This is a genomic window from Mucilaginibacter rubeus (assembly GCF_003286415.2).
Lineage (GTDB): Bacteria > Bacteroidota > Bacteroidia > Sphingobacteriales > Sphingobacteriaceae > Mucilaginibacter > Mucilaginibacter rubeus_A.
Window position 1 is genome coordinate 3,785,048 of the sequence record NZ_CP043450.1, and the last position, 21,529, is coordinate 3,806,576.

The 21,529-nt window shown below is 43.1% G+C and carries 18 protein-coding genes; 6 read left to right on the forward strand and 12 right to left on the reverse strand.

Annotated elements, in window-relative coordinates; all coding sequences use genetic code 11:
• The first annotated feature begins 128 nt into the window (after nucleotides 1-128).
• A complete protein-coding gene (locus DEO27_RS14845) occupies nucleotides 129-1,313 on the forward strand; it encodes a GAF domain-containing sensor histidine kinase (protein ID WP_112573789.1) in 1,185 nt (394 codons plus the stop codon).
• On the opposite strand, the gene DEO27_RS14850 is transcribed toward DEO27_RS14845, so the two are convergent.
• Complete coding sequence (locus tag DEO27_RS14850; protein ID WP_112573790.1) at nucleotides 1,298-1,690, reverse strand: VOC family protein; 393 nt, start codon at nucleotides 1,688-1,690, stop codon at nucleotides 1,298-1,300. The genes DEO27_RS14845 and DEO27_RS14850 overlap by 16 nt on opposite strands.
• A 126-nt stretch (nucleotides 1,691-1,816) precedes the next feature.
• Between DEO27_RS14850 and DEO27_RS31460 the strand changes: the two genes are divergently transcribed.
• From DEO27_RS31460 to DEO27_RS14860, 3 genes are all read left to right on the forward strand, one after another.
• Nucleotides 1,817-1,990 (forward strand): hypothetical protein, encoded by a 174-nt coding sequence (locus DEO27_RS31460; protein WP_162996827.1) that lies wholly within the window; start codon nucleotides 1,817-1,819, stop codon nucleotides 1,988-1,990.
• 93 nt (nucleotides 1,991-2,083) lie between these two features.
• Nucleotides 2,084-3,757 (forward strand): patatin-like phospholipase family protein, encoded by a 1,674-nt coding sequence (locus DEO27_RS14855; protein WP_112573791.1) that lies wholly within the window; start codon nucleotides 2,084-2,086, stop codon nucleotides 3,755-3,757.
• Between the two features lie 87 nt (nucleotides 3,758-3,844).
• Nucleotides 3,845-4,726 (forward strand): DMT family transporter, encoded by an 882-nt coding sequence (locus DEO27_RS14860; protein ID WP_112573792.1) that lies wholly within the window; start codon nucleotides 3,845-3,847, stop codon nucleotides 4,724-4,726.
• A 122-nt stretch (nucleotides 4,727-4,848) separates the two neighbouring features.
• Here the strand turns inward: DEO27_RS14860 and fabF are convergent, their stop codons facing one another.
• Nucleotides 4,849-6,093, reverse strand: coding sequence for a beta-ketoacyl-ACP synthase II (fabF, locus tag DEO27_RS14865; RefSeq protein WP_112574000.1), 1,245 nt, complete (start codon nucleotides 6,091-6,093; stop codon nucleotides 4,849-4,851).
• Nucleotides 6,094-6,258: 165 nt separating this feature from the next.
• The gene (locus DEO27_RS14870; protein WP_112573793.1) at nucleotides 6,259-7,101 is read right to left on the reverse strand and encodes an oxaloacetate decarboxylase; all 843 of its coding nucleotides are present in this window, start codon (nucleotides 7,099-7,101) and stop codon (nucleotides 6,259-6,261) included.
• Nucleotides 7,102-7,254: 153 nt separating this feature from the next.
• On the opposite strand from DEO27_RS14870, the gene DEO27_RS14875 reads away from it, so the two are divergent.
• Nucleotides 7,255-7,881 (forward strand): chloramphenicol acetyltransferase, encoded by a 627-nt coding sequence (locus DEO27_RS14875; protein ID WP_112573794.1) that lies wholly within the window; start codon nucleotides 7,255-7,257, stop codon nucleotides 7,879-7,881.
• 128 nt (nucleotides 7,882-8,009) lie between these two features.
• Here the strand turns inward: DEO27_RS14875 and DEO27_RS14880 are convergent, their stop codons facing one another.
• Entirely contained in the window at nucleotides 8,010-9,305 is a 1,296-nt protein-coding gene (locus DEO27_RS14880; protein WP_112573795.1) for a DUF885 domain-containing protein, read from the reverse strand.
• 116 nt (nucleotides 9,306-9,421) lie between these two features.
• Between DEO27_RS14880 and DEO27_RS14885 the strand changes: the two genes are divergently transcribed.
• Nucleotides 9,422-10,393 (forward strand): PD40 domain-containing protein, encoded by a 972-nt coding sequence (locus DEO27_RS14885; protein ID WP_112573796.1) that lies wholly within the window; start codon nucleotides 9,422-9,424, stop codon nucleotides 10,391-10,393.
• 6 nt (nucleotides 10,394-10,399) lie between these two features.
• On the opposite strand, the gene DEO27_RS14890 is transcribed toward DEO27_RS14885, so the two are convergent.
• The 8 genes from DEO27_RS14890 to DEO27_RS14925 form a co-directional block, all read right to left on the reverse strand.
• Nucleotides 10,400-10,834 (reverse strand): CBS domain-containing protein, encoded by a 435-nt coding sequence (locus tag DEO27_RS14890; protein WP_112573797.1) that lies wholly within the window; start codon nucleotides 10,832-10,834, stop codon nucleotides 10,400-10,402.
• A 192-nt stretch (nucleotides 10,835-11,026) separates the two neighbouring features.
• A complete protein-coding gene (locus DEO27_RS14895) occupies nucleotides 11,027-12,514 on the reverse strand; it encodes an arabinan endo-1,5-alpha-L-arabinosidase (protein ID WP_112573798.1) in 1,488 nt (495 codons plus the stop codon).
• Between the two features lie 218 nt (nucleotides 12,515-12,732).
• Complete coding sequence (locus DEO27_RS14900; RefSeq protein ID WP_112573799.1) at nucleotides 12,733-14,289, reverse strand: RagB/SusD family nutrient uptake outer membrane protein; 1,557 nt, start codon at nucleotides 14,287-14,289, stop codon at nucleotides 12,733-12,735.
• A gap of 30 nt (nucleotides 14,290-14,319) precedes the next feature.
• Nucleotides 14,320-16,854: a SusC/RagA family TonB-linked outer membrane protein gene (locus DEO27_RS14905; protein WP_223818260.1), complete on the reverse strand. Its 2,535-nt coding sequence runs from the start codon at nucleotides 16,852-16,854 to the stop codon at nucleotides 14,320-14,322.
• Between the two features lie 51 nt (nucleotides 16,855-16,905).
• A complete protein-coding gene (locus DEO27_RS14910) occupies nucleotides 16,906-17,664 on the reverse strand; it encodes a DUF4974 domain-containing protein (protein ID WP_112573801.1) in 759 nt (252 codons plus the stop codon).
• Between the two features lie 160 nt (nucleotides 17,665-17,824).
• On the reverse strand, nucleotides 17,825-18,898 hold the full coding sequence (locus tag DEO27_RS14915) for a FecR family protein (protein ID WP_112573802.1): 1,074 nt from the start codon (nucleotides 18,896-18,898) through the stop codon (nucleotides 17,825-17,827).
• Nucleotides 18,899-18,953: 55 nt separating this feature from the next.
• Nucleotides 18,954-19,577 (reverse strand): RNA polymerase sigma-70 factor, encoded by a 624-nt coding sequence (locus tag DEO27_RS14920; RefSeq protein WP_112573803.1) that lies wholly within the window; start codon nucleotides 19,575-19,577, stop codon nucleotides 18,954-18,956.
• A gap of 468 nt (nucleotides 19,578-20,045) precedes the next feature.
• Nucleotides 20,046-21,512, reverse strand: a complete 1,467-nt coding sequence (locus DEO27_RS14925; RefSeq protein WP_112573804.1) for a glycoside hydrolase family 30 protein — start codon at nucleotides 21,510-21,512, stop codon at nucleotides 20,046-20,048.
• Nucleotides 21,513-21,529: the final 17 nt, after the last annotated feature.

Genomic DNA, 21,529 nt, shown 5'->3' on the forward strand with positions numbered 1-21,529 from the left:
GCTTTTATTTAACTAAAGAACAATATTTTAACCAAGACAGTTAAATTATTCTTATTCCAACAAATGCATACTTTTGGTGTTTGTAATATTCGTATTTTTAAACACAATCCCCTATTTGATCCTTTAAAATGACAGGCAATTTAGATCCTAATCTCCAGGCTGATCTGGAAGCCATAAACCAGATTCCGGTAATCAATTCAATACTGGAGGTTATTTGCCGTACTACAGGAATGGGTTTTGCTGCCGTAGCACGTGTTACCGAAAAAAAATGGATAGCTTGCGCGGTGCTTGATAACATCCAGTTTGGGCTGGTTCCTGGTGGGGAATTAACATTAGAAACTACCATTTGTCATGAAATAAGGCAAACGCAGGAAGCCGTTATCATTGACCATGTTGAGAAGGACGAGCGCTTCCGCGCGCACCACACCCCTTTGATGTATGGCTTTCAAAGTTATATTTCTATGCCTATCATCCGTAAGGATGGTACTTTTTTCGGTACCCTTTGCGCTATCGACCCTAACCCGGCAAGGCTCGATACTCCGGAGGTGACCAATATGTTCAAGCTTTATGCCGATCTTATTTCGTTTCATTTACAAGCAACTGAAAAGTTAGCTCTTACCGAAGAAAAACTTTTAGAAGAACGCAAAACAGCTGAACTTCGGGAACAGTTTATCGCCATTTTGGGGCATGATCTGCGCAATCCCGTTACCGCTGTATCAAACGTTGGTCAGCTAATGATGCGAATGCCGCTTGATGACAGGCTTAAACGCCTTGCTACAATCCTTCAGGATTCGTCCTTGCGAATGAAAGGCCTCATTGACAACCTGCTCGATTTTGCCCGTGGCCGGCTTGGAGATGGCATTACGTTAGCATTAAGCCCTAACGAACACCTTGAAAAAACGCTTAGACACATAATTTCTGAACTTCTTCTCGCTGCTCCTGAACGGGAGATCATTACCGACTTTAATATTACCGAAACCGTATTTTGCGATGGAACAAGGGTGGCACAATTATTCTCTAACCTGTTATCAAACGCGCTTACACATGGGCAAAAAGATGCACCGGTAAAGGTGGCAGCAGGTAAAATCGATAATAAATTTATACTTTCAGTAACTAACCCCGGCGATCAGATTCCTTTTGCGGCAATGGAGCGGTTATTTCAACCATTTTCGCGTGGTGAAGTTAAACAAGGTCAGCAGGGTTTAGGGCTTGGTTTGTATATTTCATCGGAGATAGCCAAAGCCCACGGAGGCACAATAGCTGTAACATCAACCCCGGAAGAAACTTGCTTTACTTTTCAGTTTCCGGCGTAAGGATTAAAACAAATTTCCCAGCAATTTCCTTCAGGATCGGCAACAAAGCCTGCGTATCCGCCCCAAAATGTTTCGGATGGCTGCTTTAATATTTGTACGCCGACCCCTCTTAATTTCGCTATCTGTTCATCAACATTAGCTTTTGAAGCGAGGTTTATGGTAAAGTAGACAGCCTTACTCCTGTTATTATTATGTATATTTGTGTATTCCTTAAAAAGCGGCTCATCGCACAGGGTGAGTACTAAATTATCAAGCTTTAGCATTACAATCTTTTCATTTTCGGCAATAATTTGCCACCCGAATTTTTCGATATAAAATTCCTTTATCGCATCAAGATCTTTAACAGCAAGCGTTACGGCGGCTACATGGGTTTGCATGGTGTATTACTTTTATAAGGGGTTCTTATACACAAAAACTACAGGCTTTGCATGTTTTATTTCACACTAAAATTTAATCGCCAGTTAATACAGCTCGTATAAATTTAGTTAACCAAATATATAAACATGCAGATCAATTATTTTATAGTAGGGATTGTAATAACCCTGTTAATAGCACTGATGATATGGATTGTAAAAACCGACCGGAAAGATGAAAAAAATTTCGAGCAAAATATTATTGATCAGGAACTTAAACCCAGGGAGCACCCAAAACCGCAAAAAGCCGATAAAGCGATGTGATTGGGTAAAACCCGCTATTAACTCACGTATTTTTACGCATTTCTTTACAATATCCTTTTTCTAAATTTCACCACCCAACCTAAAATCTATCTCATGGCAGCAGAAAAAACTTCAGATCAGCAAGTATTTTATGTAGGACTTTGTATGGCCGGCGCGGTTTCTGCGGGGGCCTATACCGCAGGCGTTATTGATTACCTGCTCCAGGCATTAACCGAATGGGACAAACGTCGCGGCCAACCCGGCGTTCCATCACACAGGGTGCAGATCCCTGTAATGGGCGGCGCATCTGCCGGGGGCATGACCAGTATCATGGCAGCATCCTCGCTTAATAACCCGATAACCCATATCGATAAACCTTCAGGAGATATCCTTGCCGAACATCCTGAGAATAAACTCTATCACTCGTGGGTTGATCTTGTTCAGGCAGATATGTTTTCGAAAATGCTGGATACATCTGATATTAAAAACTCAGGCGTAATATCCGCCCTTAATTCTGATTTTATTAACGATGTTGCTACCCGCGTAGTTTCTGCTGATCCCAAACAGTGGCAGCCTACCCCTGCTTATATTAAACCAGGTTTAAAGATCTTCACTACACTTACCAACCTGCAGGGCTATGCTTATAATGTCCCGTTCAATTCGTCATCGCCGCAGCCTACTAAGTACAACATGCGCATCCATAATGATTACGCGTGTTTTCAACTTACAGAGAACGCTATAACAGGACATAATGATGGTTGGATGCCTTTGGACCTGAAGAATAAAGTAAACACTGATATAGCCGCCGATGCAGCTATGGCTACAGGCGCTTTTCCCGTTGGCTTACAATCAAGAATAGTAAAACGGGATGCGCAATATGTTAACAATAACCCATGGCTAAGCAATTACCTGGTTAATAGTCCTGTAGCAGCTGGTGGCTATCAAACCCTGAATGTTGACGGCGGCATGATCAACAACGAACCATTTGACAAAGTGCGGAGTGTATTGGATGATCTTACCGGTCAGCCCGATGTTGATTATAATAACTATAATAAGTTTGTTTCAACCGTGCTGATGATAGAGCCCTTCCCTACTCAGGCGCCAACACCAATTTCGCAATCAAGGGCTATATCAAATATCGTAGGCTTAACGCTATCTTCCATGTTATCGCAAATGCGATCAAAGGCTGTTAATATTAAAGATGCCATGGACTCGGATTGTGCCGGCCAGTACCTGATCACCCCATCGCGCAGGGTAGATACACCGGATGGTAAATCAACTGATCTTACCGGCGAGCAAGCCATTGCCTGTGGTGCGCTGAGCGGCTTTAGCGGTTTTTTAAATAAAGAATTCAGGGTTCATGACTTCTTTTTAGGCCGTCATAACTGCAAGATCTTTTTACGTGATTACTTTACCGTGCCCACCAAAGCACTAACTACCAACTCTATTTTTGTTGATGGCTACGCCAACGCGGATAAAGCCAAATTTAAATCAACCCAAAACGATAGCTACCAGATCATCCCCGTGTTTGAAGAGGAAATCAAATTCCCTGATATTAAATTCAGCTCGGGCAACAACTGGCCTACTATTAAGGAACAGGATATTGATAGGTTTAGCGGCGGTATGAAAGACCGTATCCAAACCATTATGCTTAATGTGGCAGACCTGGGCTGGCTTACCAAAAGCTTACTATGGATAGGTGCCAAAGTGATTTTGAACCGCATGGTAACCAACAAAATTATGGTGACAATAAAAGGCGAACTTAAAACCTGGAAACTGCTGCCATAACGCTGCATTCTTAACTCATTGGCGGGAACAGATTAAGGTAAATTAAGCTTGTCAAAAAAGATTTTGCTTAATTACATTTGCCGCCGTATGTATAAAAAAATATTAGCCGGTGTGGTGTTCACCGCGCTTTGGTCTACCGGTGCAATAGCAGCCAAGTTCGGCATTCGTTCGGCCGATGCTTTGATTTTGGCCAGTGTCAGGTTTATTAGTACAGGTTTAATATTTGGCCCTTATTTTTTATTACATAGCAAGCACCGCTTTTGGCCTCGTGGCAGCGAGTGGAAGCCCATTATTATTTACGGGCTTTTAAATACCACGTTTACACTGGGTTCTTTTTTCGCGGCACAAAAGTATGCGTCGGCAGGCATGAGCACGCTGTTTTTAGCTGTGGCTCCCTTGCTCATGGCGCTGTTCTCGTCGTGGTTTTTAGGCCGTAAGCTTAGCCGCTTTGAGATTATTGGGATGCTGGTGGCATTTAGTGGGTTGATACTTTCCGCCGCTTCTGAGTTACCCAAAGGCCATATCAAACCCTTAGGCTTAGTATTACTCATTATCTATATGGTATCCTACGCCTGCAGCAGTATTTATTTTTCGTCGATAAAGCGAACGCTGACTAATATTGTTTTTAACGTTTGGCAGGTATTTACCGGCGGCATCATGTTATTGCCTTTTGCCTTCCTGTTTAAAGACTATCACATTCATCATTTAGACACGAACCTCCTGTTGTCTATGGCCTGGATGGTCATCGTGCTCTCGTTCATAGCCAATCAGTTATGGCTTTACCTGGTAAAGATAGATACCGTTAAAGCCGCGGCATGGCTATACCTTGCCCCTGTTTTTGGCTATGCGCTTGGTTACATTTTCTTCAATGAAACCATAACCGTGTTCACCATTTCCGGTACGCTTTTAGTAATTGCGGGATTGGTTGTAGCGGGGAGGAATAAGAAAGCAGTTAAGGCTGTAGAGTAGCTATAACCTGCTTCTTAGGTTTGTCATGTTGAACGCAGTGAAACATCTTCTCCGATCTGTAATAGTGGTTGTAAGATGAAGAAGATCCTTCACTACGTTCAGGATGACAAAAAAGAATATTGTTATATCGCCTTAAACACCACTATCCCATTATGGCCACCAAAGCCAAAAGTGTTGCTCATAGCTACTTTTACTTTGTGGTCCATGGCATCCTTCAATACAAATTTCAAAGTATCAGGAATAGCCGGGTCTAAAGTTGTGGTATTGATAGTTGGAGGGATCACCTGATTTTCTATCGATTTAATAGCAGCGATAGCCTCAATAGCACCGGCAGCACCAAGCAGGTGACCGGTCATTGATTTGGTTGATCCTATGATGGTTTTTATCTCTTTATTTTTGCTAACTGCCAGTAAAGCATTGATCTCCGAAAGATCGCCTACCGGGGTTGAGGTAGCATGCATGTTCAGGTAGTCAACATCTTCGATGCTTAAACCCGATTCGGTTAGTGCCTGCTGCATAGCACGGGCGGCACCAAGTCCTTCAGGATGGGTAGCTGTCATGTGATAAGCATCAGCTGTCATGGATGCTCCGGTTACTTCGGCATAAATATGTGCGCCGCGGGCAACCGCGTGGTCATAGTCTTCCAGTACTAAAGCACCGGCACCTTCGCCCATAACAAAACCATCACGATCGATATCAAATGGCCTTGAAGCATGTTGAGGGTCATCATTGCGCGCAGACATCGCTTTCATAGAACTAAAACCGCCGATAGAAGCTGGTGTAATAGGCGCTTCTGAACCACCTGTAACTATGATTTTAGCCTTACCTAAACGGATATAGTTAAAGGCGTCCATAATAGCGGTGTTAGACGTTGCACAGGCCGAAACGGTTGTGTAATTGATCCCCATAAAACCATTACGGATAGAGATCATGCCCGAAGCCATATTGGAAATAAATTTAGGCACAAAGAACGGGCTAAACCTTGGTTGTCCGTTTCCCCTGGCGTATTCGGTCACCTGCTCTTCAAAAGTTTCCATACCGCCTTGTCCGCTACCCCAGATAATACCAATATCAAACGGATCCATTTTACTCAACTCAAATCCCGAATCTTTGATAGCTTCATCTGCTGCTACAAGGGCATATTGGGTAAAGGTATCGGTACGTTTTAATTCGGCTTTATCCAGATGATCTGTGATATTGAAATCTTTCAGTTCGCAGGCAAATTGCGTACGAAACAATGATGCATCAAAACGGGTGATGGTTGCCGCGCCGCTTTTACCGGCAACTAAGTTTTGCCAATAAGTTTTTACATTATTTCCAAGCGGTGTTAAAGCGCCCAGACCTGTTATAACTACTCTGTTTAACATGATGGTTTTATTAAAATCGGCGCAAAGATATAACAATATACCAAATGGTATTTTGGCAAATCAATACTAACAGGTTTTAAACGCTGAAAATTACCGGGTTATGGCATGACCAAAAGTTAAAACAGTTCAAAAACCTACCTGATTTAGGCGAGAAAAGAGATGGAATTATTTTCCAAAAATTTTATTTAATTCCAAATAAGGTACTGCATCATTCACAAAACTATAGCCTCCATTGCTTAATTCAATAGCAGCCCGCTGAAATGCGCCCAAAGCAGCCCTTGCCAATGCAGAACCAAGACTTACCCTTTTTACGCCCAGATCGGCAAGTTCATTAAAACTGATATCGAACCCGGCAGCACCAAGTACAATATTTACAGGCTTAGGTGCAACAGCTTTTACCACTTCACTTATTTGTTCTCTTGTTTTAAGTCCCGGCGCAAATAGCACATCAGCTCCGGCATCGGCATAAGCAACAAGACGTTTGATAGTGTCCTGCAGATCAATTTTTCCGTGGATCATGTTTTCTGCTCTGGCGGTTAATGTAAAGTGAAAAGGCAGGCTTCGCGCGGCTTCAACAGCAGCCTTGACGCGGGTAACAGAAAGCTCAAAATTATAAATGGGATTTTGGTCATCACCCGTGGCATCCTCTATCGAACCGCCAACCAATCCAACGCCGGCTGCTGCTAAAATTGTTTCGGCACAGATTTCGGGAGTATCGCCAAAACCATTCTCCAGATCGGCAGCCACAGGCAGGTGCGTGGCATTGATAATAGACAAGGCATTATCAAGGGTTTCCTCGCGACTGATCATAGCATGCCCATCCGGACGGCCAAGCGTGTAAGCCAAGCCGGCGCTTGTTGTGGTAAAAGCCTCAAAGCCCAACCCTGTTAAAATTTTGGTCGAGCCGGCATCCCATGGGTTAGGGATAATGAACAAACCATCGCGTTCATGCAGCGCTTTAAAAACTTCAGCTTTTTGATTTTGATTATTATTTATTGCAGATGACATTTCCAGGCAGATTAGTATTTCCCGAAGTTAAGTTAAAAAACAGTCGGTAGTCATAAGTCTTAAGTCAAAAAGCAAATTTCCGGCTTAAGACTTAGTACTTCGAACTTACGACTTAATACTATTAATATCCTTAATATTGCAGCAGCAATAGTTATGAAACAACAAGTAGATATTGAAAACTGGATCAGAAAAGAGCATTACAACTTTTTTAAACAGTTTGAGGAACCCTATTACGGCGTGAATGTGGACATTGACGTAACCGCCGCCTATAAGTTTGTTAAGGACAACGGGATCTCGTTTTTCCTTTATACCATGTATCAGTCGTTAGCCGCCTCACAAGTTATTGAGCCGTTCAAATACCGCATGGAAAACGACGAAGTTTTTATTTATGACCGGATTGATGCCAGTTCAACCGTTCCGAGAGCTAATGGCACATTTGGTTTTGGCGAATGGTCGTTTCACCCATTATTTGAAGATTTTACCCGCGAGGCCAACACAGAAATTGAGCGGGTGCAAAGCAATAACCTACTTGAGCGCAAAGCTTTAAATAACGTGATCCGTTATTCTTCGCTGCCGTGGATTAATTTTACATCCCTATCGCATGCGCGCATGTTTGCCTTTGTGGATAGCTGCCCTAAAATTTCCTTCGGTAAAATGACCGAACATCATGGCAAACGCACAATGCCGGTATCCATCCATGTAAATCACGCCCTGGTTGATGGGATTCACGTTGGCCAGTATATTGATTGTTACCAGGAGCTGTTGAATAAAGGATTTTAGGCTGCTATCGAGAAAGCGCAGAAGTTGCGTACCTCTGGCACGCTAAAATCTGTTATAATCTAATCTGCTACAAACCTTTAGCACCTCTGGTGCTTTTTTAAACGGAGCGATTTGCCTAAGGAAAAGATTTAACCTTTTTTAAACACGTTTTCCTTCACCATAAACAGTGGCAGCGAACCATGGTCAAGCACGCGTGAATGGAAATCGCGGATATTAAATTTGGTGCCTTGCTTTTGCTGTAACTCCTGTTTCCAGTGCAGTATTTGCAATGCGCCGTATTTATAGGTAACAACCTGTGCCGGCCAACGACGGATCCGGGCAATTTCGCGCATGGCTATATCATCCTGTCCGCGGATGTTCTTTTTCCAGAAAGCTAAAGCCTGCTCGTCTGTCCAGCCGTAATAATTCAGGGCTACATCAAGCGGGACCCTAACCGAACGCACAATGTCCCACTCCCATTTGCCCAACTCATCATAAGGCGTTTTATATACGCCTAATTGCTTGCCCAATTCTTCGGTATAAGCGCCCCAGCCTTCGGCAAAACCCATGTAATAAAACAGCTGCTGCACGGCCGATGTTTTGGTTTGTGCCTCGGTACTGGCTTGATAATGATGTCCGGGAACACCCTCATGGATAAAAAGCCAGTCGATCTGGCGTTTATTGTAAGGCTTGTCAAAAAGGTTATAGTAAAATACATTGCTATCGTAGTAGCCAGGCGTTTGAGCTAATTGCCGGCTTTCGCCCTTTTCAATTTTTAGCGGAGCGATACTGGTGTTATTAAACAGCTTCGGCAGGTTGGCATAGATGATCGTTTTAGTTTTTTCAAACGATTGCTGTACTACTTTCGGATCGCTGATAAAAAAGGATGGATCGTTGAGGTGTTTATAAAAATCATCTTCGCTTAAACCGGTTTGCAGCCGGATAGTCTCGATATGTTTTTGAACGCGGCTAACTTCGGTTAACCCAAACTGGTAAATTTCATCGGGAGTAGCATTGGCGCTTGTCCAACGTTTAAGCAGGTAAGCATACCAGGCTTTGCCGTTAGGGATATTGATAATACCGTTGGTTGGAACAGCCGCCGGCTTGTTTTTCAACCAATCCTGTTCAAGGGTAATGCGTTCCAGATTAAGACCGGTTTCATAACTGATCAGCTGATAATCTACCTTTTCCGATTCATTTAATTGATCTGCCTTAAAAGCCGACAGACCGGTCTTGACTTTTGTAAAAAAATCTAATTGCTTTTGAACATCAGCGGCGGTACCGATATGCTCTAAACCACTTACGTAACTCAATTCCAATTGTGGCAGATGCAAACTATTGTAGCCCGCTACAAAATCTTTGCTAAAGTCATCAAATGTTTGTTGTTTTTTGACCGGGAATACCGATAGCACAAATGCACCAACAGCTACAATAAAAACCTTCATAAAAACGGATTGGGTGGACAAACATAATTAATAAACCGTATTTTAATTCAGCAAAGCCCAATATCCCCCTGTTGGGGGGATAATCGTATAATTTTTACCGTATAAATTTGATAATCATGCTATATCGCAAGTTAATTTCGCTTTGTATTTTTATGCTGATTGCCTGTAGTGGATTTGCACAGCTAAGCTATCCCGATGCAACTCTTCCGGCCGATACGCCACGTCTGTTTGCTCAAGGAATCCTTACCGATGGACTGAGTAACCGCGATTTCACCATCTCATCAAAAGGGGATGAGATATTTTTCACCCTGCAACAACCCCGTTTTATCACGAGTACTATTTTACATATCCAAAAGAAAAACGGCAAATGGGGTAAGCCCGAAGTCGCGCCGTTCTCCGGCCGTTACCGTGATTTGGAGGCAAGCTTTTCACCGGATGGGCAAACCATTTATTTCTCATCAGACAGGCCTCTGAATGAGAATGATTCTGTAGCAAAAAAAGACTTTGACATTTGGCGGGTTAAACGCGGTAAAAGCGGGGATTGGAGCCAACCGGAAAATCTCGGTCCGCAAGTAAATTCCGCTAAAAGCGAATACTACCCAAGCGTGGCTAAAAATGGAAACCTGTATTTCACGGTAGAAGCTGATTATGGCAAGGGCAGCGAGGACATTGTAATTTGCAAGCCAACAGCAACAGGCTACACCAAACCCGAAAGCCTGCCCGAAGATGTGAATACCAAATACGATGAGTTCAACGCCTTTATTGACCCGGACGAACAGTTTATCATATTTAGCTGCTATGGCCGGGCCGATGACCTGGGGCATGGTGATCTTTACATCAGCCATAAAGATAAATCAGGTAATTGGCTTCCTGCTAAACATTTGCCTGCCCCTATCAACAGCACAGCGCTTGATTATTGCCCATTTATAAGTGCCGACAAAAAACACCTGATCTTCACCAGCAACCGCGTTAACAATCAGCTAAATAATGGCCAAGCTAAAACCTACCGACAATTACAAGCGCTGCTCAACAGTCCCGGTAACGGCTGGGATGATATTTATTGGGTGAAGTTTAACGAGGCCTGGTAAAATAGTTTACGTTGATTGAATATAGCTGTGCAATTGCTCAATGGTTTCCCTTTGTGAATGAATGGTTTCATATACCACATCGCTCATAGAAACAATACCACACAAATTATCGGCTACATCAAACACCGGTAAGTACCTGATGTTATTTTCGCTCATGATCAGCATACATTCATCAACAGATGATTCGGGAGTGATTCTTGGGAAATTGGTACTTATGATTTCGCCGGCTGTGGTTTCGTCGGAGTGTTTGCCCATCAGGATAATTTTACGGGAATAGTCCCTCTCGGTCATCAGGCCCACATATTTGCCATTTTCAGTTACCACTACCGAACCGATATTTTTATCAGCCATCAATTTCAACACATTAAATACAGTAGTTTCGGCGGGTACGGCAGTAACATTGCTCCCCTTGCGAGCCAGGATATGCTTTACACTTTTCATAAGTACTCAGGTTAATTTGGTAATTTCAAGATACGAATAAGTAACAGAAAAACAATCAATTGTGGAAAATATTTTCAATTTAAGCACATAAAACAACATCTCCTGATTAAAAACACAGGTAGAAAATTATCATCCAAGAAAAAAGCCCCCCGGTAATTAAACCGAAGGGCTACCAACCTATATAAAACAAACCTATTGTTTTCTCTTTCCCCAAATGGCAGTGCCATGATTGTCTAACCCGGTAAATATCAGGGTTGATGTTATTTTATTTTCCCAGTCGCGCTCACGCTCAACTTTAAGTTTGTAGGTGTCGCCGCTGCTGTATTTAAGTTCAAGCCATGGGCTTGTAAATGTCCATTTATCGGCAGCGTTACCATCAATTGTGCCCGCGGCATCCAGCTTAAAGGTTGTTGAAACCTGGAAATCCGGATTGGTTTGCTCGGTACCGTATCCCGGAACAACATGATAATTCAGCGTTATTTTTTCATAGGTTCCGGCTACATCGGTAGCTGCTATAACAGTTTGGGCTACATTGGCATATCGCTCCGGCGATACTATTGGCCAGCCATCCGGTGTCCATGATATTTTACGAACATGCAGGTCCATGAAGTAAGAGTTGATACCCGGCCTGCCCTGGTGTGCCATAAAATATTGTCCGCTGCCATTATCAAATACCGCGCAATGCCCTGTACCCTGCCATCCGCTTTGATTGGTGAACTGGTATGGTGCCAAAATCATCGGACCATGATCTTCGTCGGTATTAACGTCGTGGCCGTTATAATCGTAAAATGGCCCGGTCGGACTATCAGCCCGTCCTACCCTGACGTTATACTTAGTTTGCAGCCAATCATAACTGATAAACAGGAAATACTTTTTCAGATCAGGGTTGTAGATCACCTCGGCACCTTCAATATTGCCATTGTATTTACCGCCGGTAAAGCCCCGGTTGGCAATGCGTTTACCCTTATCACCCGGCGAAACTGCAAGACCTGTTGAAGGGTCAAGTTTCAGGATATAAATGCCATCCCAGGCCGAGCCGTAGTACATATACTGCTCGCCGCTGGTTGTAACAATCACCGTTGGATCGATAGCATTGGTTTGGATACTGGCATCATTGGCAGATGTTACTACGATACCCTTCTCAGTCCAAGGTCCGTCAGGAGCTGATGCCGTTGCCATACCAATAACACTTAAACGCGCCACCGCCGATGAAAGCGAGTAATACAACCTGTACTCCGATCCCACCTTCATCACATAAGGTGCCCATAGCGCGTTATAAGGTGTACCACCCTTGCCGGTTATATAAGCAGAACCCTGCGCCGGTAACGATGAAAATACCCAGCCTACATATTCCCACTGCACCAAATCTTTTGACCGGCGAATTTGCAGCCCTGATCTTACATCGGTACCAAAAGCTACGTCCGTACTATAACAATAATAATAATCGCCAAACTTTTTAATGGAAGGGTCATGCACATTGTACACCGTCCATTTAGGATAATAGGTAAAAGCTGAGATATCAGCATAAGTATCGCTAATGCTGTTGATATCAAAACTGCTTGTTACCGGTGTAGTTGTGGTATCCGTTTTAGTGGGTGTTGGCGTTGGTGTTTCCTTTTTTGAGCAGGAAAATATTACTGTTGCCAGCGTTGCTATTAAGTATAGATTTTTCGCTTTCATAAGCCGTCTCTATATCTCCTCCTACAGAAGAGAATTTTTTATTTGTTTATATATTAACCTTCGCGAAAAGCGCGGGATTGTGCGATTCCCCTCTTGAGAGGGGTGTAGGGGTGTGTTTCTGCTTCAAGCATCGCTCTTATAACACACCCCTGCTTTCGCTCATTCCTACGCGCCCCCTCTCAAGAGGGGAACTTAAAGCGCCCCCGCCGCTGTCTTTATTAATACCCAGTATTCTGCACCAAACCCACGTTAGTTTGCACCTCTGTAAGCGGTATCGGCAAATACTCTTTACCCGGAGTATAAGTATTAAATTCCGGATCCCTGGCTTTTAACCAGGCCAGTTTGGTGGCATCCTGCAACCAGCCCCAGCGGCGGATATCATCAAACCTATGGCCTTCCAGCGAAAACTCCAGGAAACGCTCATGACCTATCTGTTCGCGCATTTCGGCCTGGCTCATGCCCGGCTTAACGGTAGCCAGATTAGGCAAACCAACACGGTTACGCACCATTTGAATGTATTGATAAGCATCGTTTGTGGTACCTAATTCGTTCAAACACTCTGCATACATCAGCAGCACATCTGCATAACGCATCAGTCTTTCATTAATACCCGATCTCCAGTCATACTCATCGGCCTGACCGCTGTCGCCATTTTCATATTTATGACAAAACAGGGCATTTAATGACGAACTGCCTGCGTAACGGGTCGCAAAATCCTGATTGTATAATTTTTCGCCGGGCTTGTTGTAATACATGGTTACATCCAAACGCGGGTCAACTGCACCAGTGGTAGTTTTTTCCTGCAGATACTCGTTATACAACACTGGGGTTGGCTGCACGTCGGTAAAACCAAAACTTGCAGCTCCGAAGGTGATGGCACGGGCAGATGTACGTCCCCAACCTGACGACGGATCACCGCCCCAGCCCAGATCTGTACCTCCGGCATCTCTTGAAAACTGCACCTCGAAAATCGATTCGGCGTTGTTCTCGTTGTTTGCAAAAAAGTTATCGTAATAGTTAGGCACCAGGCTGTAAAGCCCCATATCAATAACCGATTTAAACTCGGCCGCGGCCTCAGCATATTTTTTGGTAAATAGGTAGGTTTTACCCAGATAAGCCGCTGCCGCACCTTTTGTAGCACGGCCAACCTGGCCATCGGGCGATAAGCCGTTATAGGTTGTTGGCAGCATGCTTTCGGCCGATTTAAAATCGCTGATCACCTGCGCCCAAACTACATCCTGTGGCTGTTGTTTCTGGAAATAATCGGTACTTGAAGCAGCTGGAACTAATGGCATTGGTACGTTTTTATAAAAATCGGCCAGGTGGAAATAATACAATCCGCGAAGAAAATACGCCTGACCTAACACGCGTTTTTTTAACTCAGCATCCATGTTGATGGCAGGCACATATTTCAGCACTTCGTTAGCACGAAGAATGCCCTGGTAATAAGCTGTCCATGAGAATAACACACCATCACCGGTGCTTTGCATATTGAATTTGCCCATGTTGTAGATCTGATCCCAGGGGCTATAGCTGGTAGCGTCATCACCCCTTGTATTTTCCACTATGGGCGAAAAACGCATGTATGAACCATCAATAATCAAGCTGCCATATACGGCGTTTATACCTTTCACCGCATCGCTGGAATTTTGCCAGAAAGTTTGGGTTGTTTGCGCGTTGGGGTTTACCGTAGTCAGATCGCTCTTTTTACATCCCATGGCAAATGCAGCCACCAACAATAGCGTAAATACTGCCTTTGTATATATCGTTTTCATTATAAATAATGTTAAATCGTTAATCAGTTTTTATAATCCTAATTGTAAGCCTACCAGTAAAGTGCGCGGGTTAGGGAACGAGCCGTAATCAAAACCGCGGTTAATGGTGCCATCGTTAATAAAATCCGGGTCGAAGCCTTTGTACTTGGTTATAGTGTAAAGGTTTTGACCTGACAGGTACACCCTAAAGCTCCTGATCACGTGCGTGCGGTTCAGCAAGCTTGCCGGCAATGTATAACCCAATTGCGCAGTTTGCAGACGTGCATATGAGCCACTCTGGATAAACCTGTCGGAATTGCGGTTATTGGCATTAGGATCGCCGATTATTGGGCGCGGAACATTGGTGTTGGTATTAGTAGGTGTCCAATAGTTGAGCTCATCGGTGCTGGCATTGGTATACTGGCCGGTCATTAACGACTGGTATACACCGTTGGCTATTTTACTACCATAGTTACCTTGTATAAATACCGAGGCATCGAAATTTTTATAATTAGCGCTGAAGTTAAAACCATAATACAATTTAGGAATAGCCGAGCCTAAGTAAACACGGTCGGCATCATTGATTATACCGTCTTTATTGGTGTCTACAAATTTAACATCACCGGGGGCAGCGCCTGTTTGGGTAGCATGGGCTGCTACATCGGCAGCATCTTTAAAAATGCCTTCGGTTTTAAAAGCGTACAGTTCACCAACCTCGCCACCTACGGCAGTTTTGCTATAAGCACCATAAATTGGGTTACCGCCATTTCCTAACGATGTTACCTTATTTTTAACGGTTGAAGCATTTGCGCTGATGGTGTAGTTAAATGGTCCCGTATCCCTGCTGCGGTAAGTTACTGTAAACTCGATACCCTTGTTGGTAAACGATGCAGCATTAACCAGCGGCGTATTGATGGCACCTACCGAAATTGGAATAGGTACTGATAAAAGGATCCCCTTGATCTTGTTCACATAATATTCTGATGAAAAGCTCAGCTGATCATGAAACAAGCTCAGGTCGATACCAACGTTGGTTGTGCGTTTCTGTTCCCACTTGTTGGTTTGATCAAATACCTGGGTTTGGGTTGCACCCGAAGCCAGGGTATTGCCAAATACATAGCTGGCATTAGCATTTACTACTGCCTGATATGGATAAAACGCAAGGGCATTTACGTTACCCAATGTACCGTAACCGGCCTTCAGTTTTAACTGGCTGATGGTTTCGGGCAAATGAAGGAATTTTTCTTTATTGATATTCCAACCTGCGGATACACCTGCAAAATTACCAAAGCGGTTATATTCGGGTAATTGCGATGTACCGTCACGACGATAGTTTGCTGTAAGCAGGTAACGATCATCATAGTTATAGTTTACACGGCCAAATATCGGCGAGTAAAACTTACGCTCGTTACTGTTGCCAAATACGGTTTTATCGGTTGTATTGCTTACGTTATCAAATGAAAACAGATACGGCTGAGGCAGATTATAAGCGATACCTGTAAGGTTATCATTTTTATCTTTTTGATAAGCCGTACCTGCTAATAACTCTACGTGGTGTTTGTTGATATCAAACTTGTAGCTCAACGTATTTTCTATAAGCGCCGTGTAATAATTGCCGCGTGCATCGCTGTAATAAGCAGTAGTATTTGGGTAGAACCAGCCGAGATCATAGATTGGATCGAAATAAGTATTCTTGAAATCGTTACGATCGTAGCTCGCGTTTAAACGATATTTCAGGTTCTTGATAAACTCAATCTCCATCCAAGCCGATGCCAGCATGCGGTTACGCTGCCCTGTGCTGTTCAACAGGTTATTTACACCGATGATATTAAGTGAGATAGCCCTTTGCGTGTTTTGATCAACACCGCCGTAACCACCCACGCGGTTAGGATCATAAATAGGCATGGTTGGAATAGCAGTAACCAAATCGACTATCTGGTTGCCGGTACCGTGCAGGTGCGGGTAGGCCAGGTTATTGTAATCACCTTCGGTATAGGCAAACTTGGTACCAAAGGATACGATACCTTTTTTACCCTGGATGTTACCACTCAGGTTGTAACGGGTATATGATGGGCCGGATACTGTAGTACCGGTTTGGTTAAAATAATCGAAAGCAACATTATAGCTCATATTTTCGTTACCGCCCGATAAGCCCAAATCATGGCTTTGAGTATACCCGGTTTTAAAGGCCGACTTTTGCCAGTCGGTATTTACATTGCTGATAAATTTGCTTGAAGATGGATCGTTACCCGGGGCCAGAGATAAACCTGCATTGGTTTCGGCGGCATTTGCTATCTGCTGATAACCTACCCTATCCGTAACAGATAACGTTTTAGGATTTTTCTGATAACCAACATAACCGTTATAGTTGATCTTCATAGCGCCGTTTTTGCCTTTTTTAGTAGTGATTATCACCACACCATTAGCACCACGGAAACCATAGATAGCACCGGCAGACGCGTCTTTAATTACCTGTAAGCTTTCAATATCAGTTGTCGGGAAATCAAACGGTTCCATAGTTGGCACACCGTCAATAATATAAAGCGGGTTGTTATTGATGAGTGAGCTTACGCCACGGATACGGATAGAAACACCCTCGCCCGGTACACCAGAACCATTTACCTGTACACCAGCTACCTAACCTTGTAAAGCCCTGGCAACATCAGGTGTTACCCTTTTTCCGGCGTCTTTCATGTTGACTACTGCAACAGAGCCGGTAAGGTTTTCTTTCTTCTGCGTACCGTAACCAACCACAATTACTTCGTTTAGTGAGTTGGATGCCGCTTTCAACTGTACATTAATGAGCGAGTTTCCACTTACCGGTACTTCCTGCGAAGCGTAACCAATAAAAGAGAATACGAGAATCACACCATCTGTATTGGCATCAGGTATGTTTATGCTGTAGCGTCCCTGCAAATCGGTTTGGGCGCTCACGTTTGTTCCTTTTACTTTTACGGTAACGCCGGGCATTGGCAATCCGGCATCGTCGGTTACTTTACCATTAATACTTCCGGGAGCCATCGCTTTACCCTTTTCGGTAAGTATAACCAGGTTATTATCACTCAGCGTATAATTCAGGTTGGTATTGCCAAGTACAATTTTCATCACCTCTTCAAGTGATGCATCTTTTGTATTTAAACTGGCGGGCATGTCGTTTTTCAACAACATATCGTCGTTATACAAAAAGCGATAGTCAGACTTTTTCTCAATTTCCTTTAGCGCTTTTTTCAGCGATACGTTTTGGAAATTAACATTGATGCGGGTCTGACCATATCCTTTTGAAAACGCCTGCAACGAGGAGACGAGTACCAGGATACAGATAAATTTAAACATAAGAAGTACTTTCAAAAATTGGTTCAGCCGCACTTGGTTAATGCGGTGTGCATTTTTTTTCATAATTTAGCATTAAGGTTATTTAACTATTTGGTTTATAGAAGGACTGGTAGTTAAGTTGTACCACATTATAATGGGGGGATGCGGGAACATCTTCCCATTTTTTATGGTCTGAAGTTTTATACTTTTCTATGCATAGGCTTATCTCATAAAGTTTTAATGATTAATAGATTACAATTTGGTTAGCGTCTGTTTTATAACGGAAGGCCGCAGTTTTTTGCAGGCTTAATAAGGCTTTGTTAATCGATTCTTTTTCAAACTTGCCGGTAAAACGCAGCTTTTTCACCTCCTCATTTTCAAAAACAATATTCACATTATAGCGCCGCTCCATTTTCTGGGCTATGCTCTCAAAATCCTCGGCATCAAAGGCCAGTTTATTTTCAAGCCATAAAGCTTCGGAGGGCAGAGTATCTTTTTTAGCCTGGTGAATACGGCTAAGAGCTATAAGCGGAGTTTCTTCGGCTATGCTACCTGTAGGGATATTACTTTTAGCCAGCGGCTCCTGGTTATTGATTATCGTAAGTTTTTCCGAAGGATTAAGTATGATCTTTTTTTCGGGATTTTTTAAAACGGTAAGTTCAATTTTACCACGGACCAGCGCCGCCTCAGATGTTTTATCATGATCATACGAACGCACATTAAATTTGGTACCCAACACCCTAACGCTGATGGTTGGCGTGGTTACTATAAATGGACGTTGTGCATCTTTAACTACGTCAAAAAAAGCCTCGCCAACAAGGCTTACTCTTCTTTGATCGGTACCAAAATCGTTATTGTAAGTAAGCTTACTGCCCATATTAAGCCAAACGCGACTGCCATCGGGCAACTGAATTTTACTAATACCGTTTTTTGGAGCAGTTATTTCGTTTGACTTCCCCGGCACAATAGTTTCTTTATGGGTAAACCAAAAAACGCCCAGCATTAAACATGCAGCTGCCAGTAACGATCCCAGTTTAATGATCCTGGCTTTTTTTTGAATGGCGATAACTTCAGCAGCCTCTTGAGCTTCCTTTTCTTCGATGGCATCAAGCTCAGCTTCAAAAGCATCCCATTTGTCCAGCAGTTTCTCGTCGTCGGTAGTTTGCTGATCGTTTTTCCAGATCTCCTCCAACTCACCTACAGCGTACAAATCGGCCGCCCCCTGTTGCTGCAACAGTTGCTCAAGTTCAAGTAACTCTTCGGGCGAAGCTTCACCATTTAACTTTTTGCCAATAAGTATCCAGATGTTGTTGATCATTATTTACGGTTCTATATATAAAGACTGTAAATAATCGGGATACCCCAGTGGGACATTAAATATTTTTTGAAATTTTTTCGGAGGCGGCAGCAGGAGTTGATTTTTGAACTTCCTTAAGGCCTTGGGCAAGGTTTTTCAACGCGTTACCCATGTGGTATTCAACAGTTTTTATGGAGATATCAAGCAAGTCGGCTACTTCACGATATTTTAAACCATCCTCTTTTATCAGCTTAAAAACCAGGCGGCATTGATCGGACAGTTTGCTTAAAGTAGTATTGATGAGTTTTGTAAGATCTTCACAAACCAGTTTATCCTCGCCGGTAGCACTTGAGTCAGCAACATCCACATTCACATCATCAATGTTTACGCTTTTGAGCTGATTTTTTGCAAGACTGGTAAGCGATTTGTTTTTAACCGAGGTGTAGCAGTAATAAGTAAAATTATTGATCTCGGGAAGAGAAGCCCGACGCGCCCAAAGGTTCATGAAAACATCGTTGGTGATCTCTTCGGCCAATTCATCCTGCTTTACCAACGATTTTGCCAGATTAAACAGTTTACCATAATAAAGCAAATACAGCCTTTTAAAGGAAGCCCTGCTGCTGTTTAAAGCAATATCATTAAGTAAGTACTTAATCTCGGTATCCAACATTCCTTTATCGGTTGTAATTACTTTAATCAAAAACCTAAGCAGGCTTCTGTTTGGTTCAAATCAATAATTGGTATTAATTAAGGCGAGACTATCGCTCCAATTAAAATCTAAGGTATAATATTTTATTTTAATTGTTCAAAAAACAATTAAAATATTTTTCAACAGCAAACAAGAACTCTATGCTAAATTGTTTTACTGAATTTTAAACATGCAATACACCACAATCATCTTCTACGCAAACAAAACAACCTAATCTTATCTTAAGATATCTATTTTAATTGTCACTTATACAATAATAAGACAGCCCAAATTCCCTTTTTGGATTTGTAAAACCTCGTGCTATTCCGAAATTAAATCGAGGGTAAATTCTGAAGAAAGTTTTCCATACCAGATTGAAACCAGCACGACTAACTATAAAATGAAGTACAGTACAGTACATAAAAAAACACCAGGCCTTAAACTACAGGCACTGGTGCTTTTTATAATTTATTAAAATGTTTATTCAATCACCACAGTGGCAATTGAATGCGCAAGGCTTTTGGTTTTAGCAGCTTTGCCTTTAATCCAAAGGCGATAATCAATATCAGCATCGGTTTTGTTCATGACCACAACGGCCAGTTTACCATCGGTATTTACGTAAGCCGTAGTAAGCAGATTGTTGCGGCTTGATGAACTGGCTACACGTTTTGCACCCGGATGGATAAATTTGGAGAACTGACCTAAATAATAGTATGCATTGGTATAGATCAGTTTATCATTTTTGGTATCGTAGTGAATAGGCGCCATGCAGAAATTGCCTACGTGGTTGGGGCCTCCTTTTTCATCAAGCAGCACGTTCCAGTCTGTCCAGGCTACGGTACCGATGTTAAAATCGTTAATCATGGATGCACCATATTTCTCGCCGAAACTCCAGTCGGTATATTTTTCGGGATTAAAATCTGCCGCACAGCCTTCGGTAAGCATTAATGGCTTATCAGGAAAAGTTTGGGCAACCATACGCTCGTTTTCAAAGTTCATACCTGCCCCTTTCGCCGCAATATCTTCATACCAGTGATAGGCAACGCCCCACACGTATTTTGCAGCTTCCGGATCTTCCAGTACCGTGCTTACGCGCTGGTACATCAGGTCGCGGTTATGATCCCAGATCAGCAGCTTCTGATCTGCATAACCGGCCTTTTTCATAGCCGGGCCTAAAAAGTTCTTGATAAAGTCGCGCTCTTCTTCGGCTGTAAATACGCATGATTCCCAGGTCTGCACCGCCATCTCTTCATTTTGTACAGTGATACCCCAGATAGGGATGCCCTGTTTTTCGTAGGCATTGATGAACTTACCGTATAAATTGGCCCAGCTTTGGTTGTATTCGGCTTTCAGCTTACCGCCATGCAAAGCATCGTTATTGGTTTTCATCCAGGCGGGTGGGCTCCACGGTGAAGCGAACAAGGTAAGCTTTCCTCCGGCCGCAGCCAGCACCTCTTTAATAAAAGGCACACGATATTTCATATCGTGGCTGATATCAAAAGTTTTAAGCGCGGCATCACCCTCTTTTACGTAAGCATAAGTATCACTCGAAAAATCACAGCTTTGGATGTTGGTGCGGCCAAGCGTATAGGCAATCCCTTTGTCTTTATCATAATAATCAGTTAGCACTTCCTGCTGCTTATCCTTCGGCATTTTGTAAAATACCTCGGCCGAAGCATCGGTAAGCGCCCCTCCAATGCCCAGCATGGTTTGATAGGTTTGAGCAGGATCGACAAAAATGGTGATCTCGTTTTCCAATGGCTGCGGGTAAGCTTCAAACTGAAGTGTACCGCTTTCCGTCATCTTTTTATCGGTGTTTTTGGCGGTTACGTAAACCTTTGCCATTTTACCATCTACAGAAAATGGAGCCTTTTGGGCATTGGCCAGGTTTGCCGATAGCAGCAAAAGTGCCATACCTAAGGGGCGGGTATAAAATTCAATTCTCATAATTTAGGTTGATTGGT

Excerpts from the sequence above, each read along its gene's own strand:
- DEO27_RS14845 (WP_112573789.1), top strand. The coding sequence starts at position 129 with ATGACAGGCAATTTAGATCCTAATCTCCAGGCTGATCTGGAAGCCATA.
- DEO27_RS14850 (WP_112573790.1), bottom strand. The coding sequence starts at position 1,690 with ATGCAAACCCATGTAGCCGCCGTAACGCTTGCTGTTAAAGATCTTGAT.
- DEO27_RS31460 (WP_162996827.1), top strand. The coding sequence starts at position 1,817 with ATGCAGATCAATTATTTTATAGTAGGGATTGTAATAACCCTGTTAATA.
- DEO27_RS14855 (WP_112573791.1), top strand. The coding sequence starts at position 2,084 with ATGGCAGCAGAAAAAACTTCAGATCAGCAAGTATTTTATGTAGGACTT.
- DEO27_RS14860 (WP_112573792.1), top strand. The coding sequence starts at position 3,845 with ATGTATAAAAAAATATTAGCCGGTGTGGTGTTCACCGCGCTTTGGTCT.
- fabF (WP_112574000.1), bottom strand. The coding sequence starts at position 6,093 with ATGTTAAACAGAGTAGTTATAACAGGTCTGGGCGCTTTAACACCGCTT.
- DEO27_RS14870 (WP_112573793.1), bottom strand. The coding sequence starts at position 7,101 with ATGTCATCTGCAATAAATAATAATCAAAATCAAAAAGCTGAAGTTTTT.
- DEO27_RS14875 (WP_112573794.1), top strand. The coding sequence starts at position 7,255 with ATGAAACAACAAGTAGATATTGAAAACTGGATCAGAAAAGAGCATTAC.
- DEO27_RS14880 (WP_112573795.1), bottom strand. The coding sequence starts at position 9,305 with ATGAAGGTTTTTATTGTAGCTGTTGGTGCATTTGTGCTATCGGTATTC.
- DEO27_RS14885 (WP_112573796.1), top strand. The coding sequence starts at position 9,422 with ATGCTATATCGCAAGTTAATTTCGCTTTGTATTTTTATGCTGATTGCC.
- DEO27_RS14890 (WP_112573797.1), bottom strand. The coding sequence starts at position 10,834 with ATGAAAAGTGTAAAGCATATCCTGGCTCGCAAGGGGAGCAATGTTACT.
- DEO27_RS14895 (WP_112573798.1), bottom strand. The coding sequence starts at position 12,514 with ATGAAAGCGAAAAATCTATACTTAATAGCAACGCTGGCAACAGTAATA.
- DEO27_RS14900 (WP_112573799.1), bottom strand. The coding sequence starts at position 14,289 with ATGAAAACGATATATACAAAGGCAGTATTTACGCTATTGTTGGTGGCT.
- DEO27_RS14910 (WP_112573801.1), bottom strand. The coding sequence starts at position 17,664 with ATGAAAAAAAATGCACACCGCATTAACCAAGTGCGGCTGAACCAATTT.
- DEO27_RS14915 (WP_112573802.1), bottom strand. The coding sequence starts at position 18,898 with ATGATCAACAACATCTGGATACTTATTGGCAAAAAGTTAAATGGTGAA.
- DEO27_RS14925 (WP_112573804.1), bottom strand. The coding sequence starts at position 21,512 with ATGAGAATTGAATTTTATACCCGCCCCTTAGGTATGGCACTTTTGCTG.